This window comes from Pseudidiomarina marina (assembly GCF_003987045.1).
GTDB classification, from domain to species: Bacteria; Pseudomonadota; Gammaproteobacteria; order Enterobacterales; family Alteromonadaceae; genus Pseudidiomarina; species Pseudidiomarina marina.
Window position 1 is genome coordinate 180,923 of sequence record NZ_PIPZ01000004.1, and the last position, 8,684, is coordinate 189,606.

An 8,684-nucleotide genomic window follows, 5' to 3' on the forward strand; every position below is an offset into this window, starting at 1 on the left:
TTTCACTCAATTTTTTATCGTGATGATAGTGTACCACGGCACATTCAAACGACGACAATCTGGGCAGGCAATTTGCTTAAATTTGCGGTAAACTTAGCCGCGTTAAATACTCGGTTCGCAACTAACAAGTAATTTCACGAGGGTTCCATGCAACGCCTAATCCCGACCTTACGTAACGATCAGGTCGACGAAGCTCTGATATCAGTCATTAATTCTTTGCAAATTTGCGCGAAGGAGATTTCTTTTCGTGTTGGTCAGGGTGAGTTAGCCGGTGTGCTTGGCTCGACGCTTTCGGAAAATATTCAAGGCGAAACGCAAAAAAAGCTAGATATCTTGTCGAATCAGCTTATTAAAGAAATCTTATTAGAATGCCAACATGTTCGTGCCGTTGCCTCTGAAGAAGAAGAAGGCATCGTTCTCGGCAGCGACCATGGCAAATACCTTGTGGCTTTTGACCCCCTTGATGGCAGTTCAAACATCGATATCAACAGCATGGTTGGTACCATCTTCTCAATTTTGCCAGTGCCAGAAGACAATAGTGGCGATGTCGATATGTTTTTGCAGCCGGGCAGAAACCAAGTTGCCGCAGGTTATATTCTCTACGGTCCATCAATCATGATGGCATTTACTACCGGTAACGGTTTGCGTATGTTCACGCTCGATCAAACCGTTGGTGAGTTCTTATTGACGAAAAAAGATTTAAAAATAGAACCGGAAACCTCTGAGTTTGCCATTAATATGTCAAACTTTCGTCACTGGCAAGAAGGCATGCAACTCTATGTCGACGATTTGCTAGCCGGTACCAGCGGACCTCGCGCGAAGAACTTCAACATGCGTTGGGTTGCGGCAATGGTTGCTGATGTACATCGCATTCTATGCCGCGGTGGGTTATTCGCCTATCCATGGGATGCGCGCTCTGCAAATAAACCGTACAAATTGCGATTGATGTACGAGGGCAACCCAATGGCGTGGCTGATTGAGCAAGCAGGCGGCGCTGCCCATAGTGGTGAAGAACGAATTTTGGATATTCAGCCAACTGATATTCACCAGCGCGTCGGCATTATCCTTGGCGCCAAGCACGAAGTTGAAACGTGCTTACGGTACTTAGAGGGTTCGCATTCGAGCGACAAGACCGTATAATATCGCCCCATAATTTTATCGTTTTTGAAACAGGAAAAAACATGAGCTTAAGTCACGTTAGCGCAGGTAAAAACTTGCCAGAAGAAGTAAACGTTATCATCGAAATCCCTGCGAATGCAGATCCGATTAAATATGAAGTTGATAAAGACACTGGAACGTTATGGGTTGACCGTTTTATGTCAACGCCAATGTTCTACCCGTGCAACTATGGATTTATCAATGAGACGTTATCATTAGACGGCGACCCTGTTGACGTTTTAGTGCCTACACCGTATCCATTACAACCGGGCTCAGTGATTAAATGCCGCCCAGTTGGCGTATTAAAAATGACCGACGAATCTGGCGAAGATGCGAAAGTTATCGCTGTTCCAGTAAGCAAATTAACGAAAGAATATGACCACATCACCAATGTGAACGACCTTCCAGACTTACTGAAGGCTCAAATCACTCACTTTTTTGAGCGTTATAAAGAGCTTGAAAAAGGCAAGTGGGTTAAAGTTGAAGGCTGGGGCGACATCAACGCGGCGAAAGAAGAGATTGTGACTTCATTCGAGCGCGCGAAACAGAAATAAGCTCTATGCGTGGCACCTGTATTGAACTCAAGCAACTTGAGTTTCGGTGGCCAGGTGCCACACGCCCTCTCCTGCAAATTCCAGAGTTAATCATCACACGCGGTGAACATGTTTTACTGCGCGGTGCCAGCGGTTCCGGTAAATCAACATTACTCAGTCTGATTGCTGGGATACATCAAGCAGCGACCAACCAAGTTTTCGTTTTAGGCCAAGATCTTGGCAAGCTCTCGCAGCGTCAGCGCGACAAATTGAGAGCAAATGAAATTGGCTATATCTTCCAGCAGTTTAACTTACTTCCGTATCTTTCTGCATGGCAGAACGTGGTACTTGCTCAGCAATTTTCACCCGCCCGACGTGAGCGGCTTCGCGAACATTCTGAAAGCCACAAGTATCTTGCGAAGCAATTGCTTCAACACCTCGGATTAAATGCAGACGAGTTAGAGCGCCCAGCTCATCAACTGAGTGTTGGGCAGCAGCAACGTGTCGCGGCAGCACGAGCATTATTTGGCAATCCTGCATTAATTATTGCTGATGAACCGACCTCGGCGCTCGACGCCGATCATCGCGACAATTTTATCGAAATACTTTTCGACGCTTGTAAGAAGCACGGTACAACACTTCTATTTGTCACGCATGATGGCAGCTTGGCACATCACTTCGATCGCGCGATTGAGCTTGCTGAAATCAATACCGCAAACGAGGAGGCGATATGATTCGTCTTGCTCTAGCTAGTCTCGCGAATCGCAAAGCGAGTGCATGGTTAACCATACTTGCCATCGCCGTTAGTACACTGTTGCTGCTTGGTGTTGAGCGCGTGCGTACACAAACCCAAGAAAACTTTGCTAACACCATTTCAGGAACCGACCTGATTGTCGGCGCCCGCACTGGGTCAACTCAGCTTCTGTTGAGTAGTGTCTTTCATATTGGCGCAATGAATAACAGTTTAAGCTGGCAGAGCTATGAATACCTCCAACAGCTTCCGGGCGTCGCGTGGCATATTCCGATGGCCTTGGGTGATAGTTTCTCGAGTTATCCGGTCGTCGGGACAACGTCCGCATTCTTTGAGTATTTTCAATATGGCAATCGAAAAGCACTTCAATTAAGTCAAGGCGATATTTTTCACGACGATGACACCGATGCGGCTGTACTAGGCGCAGAAGTTGCACGTCGACTTAATCTCAATATTGGCGACGAATTAACCATTGCACATGGCTCGGGTGGTATTAGCTTTAGTGATCATGATACGCATCCCTTCATTGTGCGAGGCATTTTGGCACCGACAGCGACACCGGCTGATCAAGCTCTGTATATACCGCTAGCCGGACTTGGCTTGGTTCACGGAGAAATCGTGGAAGATGAACAGGCTCACGACCATGATCATGATCATGCCCATGAACAACCCGTTTATACACTGAGCGCTGTTCTATTAGGGTTATCCAACAAACCGCTAGCGCTAAGGTTACAACGTCAAATTAACACCTACGAGGGTGAGCCGTTAACCGCGATTATGCCTGGGCTTGCGCTAACCGAGCTATGGCGCACGTTGAATCTATTCGAAAAAGCATTGTTTGCAGTATCAGCGCTCGTCGTTGCGACAGGCTTATTGGGCATGCTAACGACCTTATTAGCAAGTTTACGAGAACGACGCCGCGAAATGGCGGTCCTACGATCTATTGGAGCCGGCCCGTTCACCATATTTGGCTTACTAGTTAGCGAAGCATTTTTACTGGCAGTTGCCGGCATCGCGCTCGGCATTTCAATTCTATTTTTGATTCTTGGTTTCGGTGCCGACTGGTTATTGATAAACACTGGAATGCTTTTACGTGCAACACCGTTAACAGCAGTTGAGTGGATCTTTGCTGGGGCGGTGCTTGGTGCTGCCATACTATTAAGTTTTATTCCGGCATGGCGAGCATATCGCAATGCCTTAGCTGATGGACTCACGATTCGATTATGAAACTAATTTCTGCTGTATTCCTAACAACTCTACTCTGTTTTTTGGCCCCAACCTTACATGCCGAAGAATATAAAACTACGCACTGGAAAGAGCTTGTGCCTGAAGGGTACAAGCCACCGCCTGTGCGTAGCCAAGCCTTTTATGATGCGAACCCGGAATTAGCCATTCAGCCAGAGTTAGACGCTCCAATGGTCGAAAGCTTGGATGGCAAGAAAATTAAAATTCCTGGTTATGTTGTGCAATTAGAAGGTGACGCAGAAAAGGTCACCCAATTTTTACTGGTTCCATATTTCGGCGCGTGTGTTCACGTTCCACCGCCGCCACCGAATCAAATCGTGCTAGTCGATTTCACCGAGGGTGTTAAGTACGAAGATACGTTTGATGCCGTTTGGGTAGAGGGAACAATCGAGGTAAAACGGGTAGAAGGTGATGTCGCTGTAGTCGGCTATCGTATGACCGCCGCTACAGTGACACCGTATTACTAAGTTTAAGGGTATTTCTGGTTTAGAAATGGACTTCTAAGCCCAAATATGGCCCTTTAAATTGAAGGTCTGAGTATATCCCGTCTAAATCATCAAGTTCGATGGTGATATCGCGGTAGCCCAACTGTAAATTCACGTCGACCGCTAAATTCTCAATTACCCGATATTCAATACCGGCTTCAATGTCACGTACACTGCTATCATCGATGCTTATTGCGTTCGCTAAGCCATAAACAGTAAGTGGAGTCGCTGGAATGCCAACACGCAACTGCGCATAACCGGTTGGGATCCAACCATCACTTTCTAACGAATTTTCAGATTGCGCATCACGAACCGCTAATAAACCATCGACTTTCTTACCTGTAACGCCAAGGTCAAACGATAGTAAGTCGTTATCAAAAATCTCGTAATAAAGCGTCACATCGGTGTGGCTTAAATCAATTGAGCTGGCGAGCGTTGTTCCCGCTGCATAACCTTCGCCGTTATAGGTAAAGTCTTCGGAAAGCGTCACCATTCCTTGGGTTGATAACTCATTATCTCGAATCTTGATATTCGGTAGCAACGGAATTGGATGCTCGAACGCGAGATACAGACTGTTTTGCTTTTCGTCGGCGAAGCCAAACGATTGATTACCATCGCCTGAGCCAAAGTTACCGGTATTTTCAGTATCCCAGATTTGGCCACCGGCGTAGATGCCGAGTAACGTGTCTGCCTGAGCAGCACCAGAGAATATGAACACTGGAGCAAGAATAGCTACTGCAATTTTTTTCATGGATGTGATCCCTATTAACGGATTGTTCTAACTTCGGCGTCGAAGCTTACACTATCACCATCGCTAAAATGAAGCGTAAATTCAACTTGATCACCCGGCTTAAACGTATTCTTTACACCAAACATCATTAAATGATAGCTGCCCGGCTGAAAAACGACTGTTTCGCCAGCTTCTAGAGCAAGTTCAGGTACGCGACGCATACGCATCATGCCGTCACGCATCACATGCTGATGCACTTCTATGGCTCGTGACGCATCAGTGTCTGCACCAACAATACTGATCACTGACGTGCCTGTATTACTTATAGTAAAGTAGCCTGCACCATTCTCTGTACCCGGTATCGACTCTTTCACCCAAGCATTTGAGATTTCAACCTCTGCAGCCATTACGTGAATCGGCAAAATAAACGAAATCAGAAGTAGCCTTTTTATAATCTGCATAACTCTCTCCGCAACATGTGTTGTTGCAGTTTACACAGTATTAGGCTTCTTTCGTACTACCAAATAGACTAGAAAGCCAACCAACAGGTACGGCAGCAACCAACCAAATAGACTCAATACGAGTGCTACGGTTGCAATAGTCAACGCCAAACCGACACTACAGCCTACAAACACCGCCAAAGCGAATGCGCCTGCCGCCAGTGCAAGAAGCAATAAACCGGTAAACCCAATACTAAATACGATGCCAATAACGGCGCCTACAAAGCCAAGTATTTCATCAGCGAAAAACAAAGCGGCGATTACCGCAATTACGATCCACATGATATTTTGTTTGCGTTGCATAAACTTATCTCCAACATGCTATGTCATCAAAATTCTATCCAATAAGTTACATGCAATTGTCGTGCCGATTTTTATATCACTGTTTTTATTGGTTTTTTCGAGATAAATAAAAAAGCCACTAACCTGAAGTTAGTGGCTTTAACAACTATTTCGTTAAATTTTAAACTCAGAACGAATAAGTTAACTCGGCAAAGTAATATCCACCATTAAACCCAAAAGGTGCATTGGTATTTGGATAAATAAAAATGCCGTTGAATTGATTCGACGGATCTTGTTCATCTGGATACTCATCAAATAAATTTTGAACACCGATGCTAACATTCACGCTATCAGTTGCTTGGTATCGTAATGATAAATCCGTGATCCACTTGCCGCTGAATGTTGTTTGCAGACCAGAGTTATTTTCCAGCACATAATCTCCGAAATAATTAAACGCCAACCGAGTCTCAAAATCATTGATGCTGTGGGTAAATGCTAGCGAGCCACTATTACGCGGCACCGAACGTGTCATACGTGTTCGTTCAACACCATCAAATAATTTACCTTCGAGACCATCGAGAATCTGTGGCAAATTAACGCCATCAATTTCTGTTTTGTTATAGCCATAAGCTAATTGCGTTCGTAAGTCACCATACGTTAATTGGAAATCTTTGGTGAGAACGACATCAACACCTTGAGTTGTTGTATCAACAGCATTAATGAAGAATCGGGCATTATCAGCTCCTGCTTGGGCTAGAGCATCTGCAACTGCGGGCGAATCATCTGGCACTAACGAGCTTGAAAGAATAATTCTGTCGTCAATTGCAATGCGAAACGCATCAACCGTCAATGTCAAATCATCGTTGCCTCGCCAAACAAAGCCAAAACTAAAACTTTGAGACTCTTCTGGCTGAAGAGCGCCAAGTTCAAGTGACTGTGCTACAGGACTGATGTTGTTGAACGTACCTGACTGCTCCGGGACAAGAACACCATCGCGATTGATAAATAACGTTGAAATATTAGTAAAGTAAATTTGCTGAACACTTGGCGCACGAAAACCAGTATTTGCCGTTGCACGTACGGCAAAGCTATCAGTGAAGTCATAACGTCCAGACAATTTCCAGCTCGTGTTGCTACCGAAATCCGAATAATCTTCATATCGAATTGCGGCGCCCCATTGGAACTGACTTGTCAGCATATTCTCGACTTCTGCATAAATACCAATGTTGTCGCGTGATTCATCAACCTCAGATTCAGGTTTGAAACCGGTGAAACCTTGGCTTCCTGCAGGACGTCCGTCGTATTCGCCATTAATATACGAAGCCTCATCGCCTGCAGTTATTTCGTAAGCATTCTCGCGGTAACTGACACCGAAGGCGACGGCTAAGTCGGAGTTATTAACAAATGGAATGAAACGCGAGAAATCTATACTTGCATTTGTTTCTTCCATTTTTAAAGTACCAGCGTCAAACTCAGTTGGAGTCGTTGGCCCCAAAGATGCATTTAAGGAATTCTCAAGACGATATTGGAACTCGCTCGAGCCCATTCCTGCACTCGCATCAACATCCCATTCGCCGACTCGGAATTTATACCCACCGGTTAAACTCACATCTTGCGTTTCTGGAGACAATAATGGCAAAAAGCCATCGGGGTAAACCTCTAAGAGATTGCGGTTATCGAGCGCTCGGCGGTAAAAAGCGCCAGACTGCGAGGTACGATCGCTATAGCCAGCGAACGCATAAATTTGTGAAGAATCACCAACAGGCAATTTAAAGTTCGCAAAGAGTGCTTTGTTTTCAAACGATGCATCACCCACATGGTGATTCAACCGATTAAAGGTTTCTTCACGCGGATCTAACTCACCGTCAATCAGCGGATACTGTTGACGCGGATCTAAACCAGCACGATTGGTTTTATTCTTATGGTGATATTCGGCAGCAAGTGTTAACGAGCCTGCGTCACCAATTAAAAAGCCTGTATTTCCGTGTACTTTATATTGTTCACCATCACCTTCATAAGTCTGACCGCCATTGGCAGTGATAGAGCCGCCCTCGCTTTGGTCTTTCAGAACAATATTAATGACACCTGCGATAGCATCAGACCCATACAAAGCCGAAGCGCCGTCTCGTAATACTTCAATTCGTTTAATCGCCGAAATAGGAATCGCGTTTAGATCAACGTTCGAGCTTCCACGACCAGTGGTACCATTTAAGTGAACCAAGGCGCTGCTATGGCGACGTTTACCATTAATTAGAACAAGCGTGTGATCAGGAGATAAACCACGTAATGATGCTGGCCGTACTGCATCGGACCCGTCTGTGATTGATGAACTTGGGAAGTTGAAACTTGGTACTGCATATTGGAGTGCGCGAGCTGTTTCTGTAATGCCGCTGGCCGCAAGATCGTCTCCAGAAATGATATCAACAGGAGCCGAACCGTCAGTAGCGGTTCGATAAGAGAGCCGTGAACCGACCACTTGTATCCGTTCCGCAGCTTCTGTTTCTGCCTCTGTATTATCTTGTGCAACTGCTGTATTTGCACTGATATACAATGCTGGGCTCAGTGCCGCCAATATCGCTAAGTTTACATTAGAATTTGTCATATCGATGTCCTCTACCTCTATCGTTTGTAATTAATATCATAGTCGACTTTGTAACTTATTAATTACACCGAATTGTTCTGATATAGATCAGAATGTTCCGAAGAGATAAAGATAGGAGCGATATTAATTGTTGGATATTAGATATTAGTGGAAGGCGAAGGTCGTTACTCGTTACTCGTTGTTCGTGGGTGGGGTTGGTTTTTTCGAATAACCAATAACGAATAACCAATAACGCTTTTGGCTTTCCCCAAACGAAAAAACCCCGAGCGTTAGCTCGGGGTCTCGTCGTATTTGAAGCCTGGCGGTGTCCTACTCTCACATGGGGAAGCCCCACACTACCATCGGCGCTGAAGCGTTTCACTACTGAGTTCGGAATGGATCAGGTGGTTCCACTTCGC

9 protein-coding genes and 1 rRNA gene are annotated in these 8,684 nt (G+C 45.4%); 5 read left to right on the top strand and 5 right to left on the bottom strand.

Annotated elements, in window-relative coordinates:
- Nucleotides 1-147: 147 nt before the first annotated feature.
- From CWI76_RS10885 to CWI76_RS10905, 5 genes are read left to right on the top strand one after another with little or no spacing between them, the layout of a single operon-like run.
- Nucleotides 148-1,140, top strand: a complete 993-nt coding sequence (locus CWI76_RS10885) for a class 1 fructose-bisphosphatase (protein ID WP_126760377.1) — start codon at nucleotides 148-150, stop codon at nucleotides 1,138-1,140.
- 41 nt (nucleotides 1,141-1,181) lie between these two features.
- Entirely contained in the window at nucleotides 1,182-1,712 is a 531-nt protein-coding gene (gene ppa, locus CWI76_RS10890; RefSeq protein WP_126760378.1) for an inorganic diphosphatase, read from the top strand.
- Between the two features lie 5 nt (nucleotides 1,713-1,717).
- Nucleotides 1,718-2,425, top strand: coding sequence for an ABC transporter ATP-binding protein (locus CWI76_RS10895; RefSeq protein WP_126760379.1), 708 nt, complete (start codon nucleotides 1,718-1,720; stop codon nucleotides 2,423-2,425).
- Nucleotides 2,422-3,669, top strand: a complete 1,248-nt coding sequence (locus CWI76_RS10900) for an ABC transporter permease (RefSeq protein ID WP_126760380.1) — start codon at nucleotides 2,422-2,424, stop codon at nucleotides 3,667-3,669. Before CWI76_RS10895 ends, CWI76_RS10900 begins: the two co-directional genes overlap by 4 nt.
- Nucleotides 3,666-4,154, top strand: coding sequence for a DUF3299 domain-containing protein (locus CWI76_RS10905; RefSeq protein WP_126760381.1), 489 nt, complete (start codon nucleotides 3,666-3,668; stop codon nucleotides 4,152-4,154). Before CWI76_RS10900 ends, CWI76_RS10905 begins: the two co-directional genes overlap by 4 nt.
- Before the next feature lie 19 nt (nucleotides 4,155-4,173).
- Here the strand turns inward: CWI76_RS10905 and CWI76_RS10910 are convergent, their stop codons facing one another.
- The 5 genes from CWI76_RS10910 to rrf all read right to left on the bottom strand — a co-directional run.
- Nucleotides 4,174-4,923, bottom strand: a complete 750-nt coding sequence (locus CWI76_RS10910) for a TIGR04219 family outer membrane beta-barrel protein (RefSeq protein ID WP_126760382.1) — start codon at nucleotides 4,921-4,923, stop codon at nucleotides 4,174-4,176.
- Nucleotides 4,924-4,937: 14 nt separating this feature from the next.
- Nucleotides 4,938-5,363, bottom strand: a complete 426-nt coding sequence (locus CWI76_RS10915) for a copper chaperone PCu(A)C (protein WP_126760383.1) — start codon at nucleotides 5,361-5,363, stop codon at nucleotides 4,938-4,940.
- 30 nt (nucleotides 5,364-5,393) lie between these two features.
- Nucleotides 5,394-5,705: a hypothetical protein gene (locus CWI76_RS10920; protein WP_126760384.1), complete on the bottom strand. Its 312-nt coding sequence runs from the start codon at nucleotides 5,703-5,705 to the stop codon at nucleotides 5,394-5,396.
- Between the two features lie 166 nt (nucleotides 5,706-5,871).
- The gene (locus tag CWI76_RS10925; RefSeq protein WP_126760385.1) at nucleotides 5,872-8,286 is read right to left on the bottom strand and encodes a TonB-dependent receptor plug domain-containing protein; all 2,415 of its coding nucleotides are present in this window, start codon (nucleotides 8,284-8,286) and stop codon (nucleotides 5,872-5,874) included.
- Nucleotides 8,287-8,582: 296 nt separating this feature from the next.
- Nucleotides 8,583-8,684, bottom strand: a 5S ribosomal RNA gene (rrf, locus tag CWI76_RS10930); the annotation flags it as partial.

What these genes read in the sequence shown, in the direction of transcription:
- ppa (WP_126760378.1), top strand. Translation starts at nt 1,182, where the DNA reads ATGAGCTTAAGTCACGTTAGCGCAGGTAAAAACTTGCCAGAAGAAGTA.
- CWI76_RS10910 (WP_126760382.1), bottom strand. Translation starts at nt 4,923, where the DNA reads ATGAAAAAAATTGCAGTAGCTATTCTTGCTCCAGTGTTCATATTCTCT.
- CWI76_RS10925 (WP_126760385.1), bottom strand. Translation starts at nt 8,286, where the DNA reads ATGACAAATTCTAATGTAAACTTAGCGATATTGGCGGCACTGAGCCCA.
- CWI76_RS10905 (WP_126760381.1), top strand. Translation starts at nt 3,666, where the DNA reads ATGAAACTAATTTCTGCTGTATTCCTAACAACTCTACTCTGTTTTTTG.
- CWI76_RS10900 (WP_126760380.1), top strand. Translation starts at nt 2,422, where the DNA reads ATGATTCGTCTTGCTCTAGCTAGTCTCGCGAATCGCAAAGCGAGTGCA.
- CWI76_RS10920 (WP_126760384.1), bottom strand. Translation starts at nt 5,705, where the DNA reads ATGCAACGCAAACAAAATATCATGTGGATCGTAATTGCGGTAATCGCC.
- CWI76_RS10885 (WP_126760377.1), top strand. Translation starts at nt 148, where the DNA reads ATGCAACGCCTAATCCCGACCTTACGTAACGATCAGGTCGACGAAGCT.
- CWI76_RS10915 (WP_126760383.1), bottom strand. Translation starts at nt 5,363, where the DNA reads ATGCAGATTATAAAAAGGCTACTTCTGATTTCGTTTATTTTGCCGATT.
- CWI76_RS10895 (WP_126760379.1), top strand. Translation starts at nt 1,718, where the DNA reads ATGCGTGGCACCTGTATTGAACTCAAGCAACTTGAGTTTCGGTGGCCA.